General features: G+C 39.2%; 1 pseudogene. It reads left to right on the top strand.

The window, feature by feature from the left end:
- Positions 1 to 569, top strand: a pseudogene (locus HMPREF2701_RS02925) (VirB4-like conjugal transfer ATPase); the annotation flags it as partial.

The following is a 569-nucleotide window of genomic DNA, read 5'->3' as shown; positions in this document are numbered from 1 at the left end:
GAATCCCAAAAGATTGGGGAACAACAAAAACTAGCTCGTACAGGTATCTATTTGGAAAAAGTAGGCCATGTATTAGAAAGCAATATCGATGAAGCCGAGGAACTCTTAAAAACCATGACCGAGACAGGAGATAAACTATTTCAAACAGTCTTCTTGATTGGGGTCTTTGGTCAGGATGAAGAAGAACTCAAACAAGCGCTAGACACTATCCAACAAGTGGCCGGCTCAAATGACCTAATGATTGATAAACTTCCATATATGCAAGAAGCAGCCTTTAATAGTTTGCTGCCATTTGGTTGTGATTTTTTAGAGGGAGTATCACGGAGTTTATTAACGTCCAATGTAGCAGTGAATTCTCCATGGACTTCAGTAGACTTACAAGACCGAAGTGGGAAATATTACGGTATCAATCAAATCTCAAGCAATATTATTACCATTGATCGAAGCCTATTAAATACACCGTCTGGTCTGATTTTAGGGACATCTGGAGCTGGGAAAGGGATGGCAACCAAGCATGAAATTATCACGACCAAAATCAAGGAATCTGGTGAAAATACTGAAATTATCAT

Source organism: Streptococcus sp. HMSC077D04 (assembly GCF_001808785.1).
GTDB classification, from domain to species: domain Bacteria; phylum Bacillota; class Bacilli; order Lactobacillales; family Streptococcaceae; genus Streptococcus; species Streptococcus mitis_BX.
Note: the sequence above shows the minus strand (reverse complement) of the source record. Positions and strands in the feature narration are given on the sequence as shown.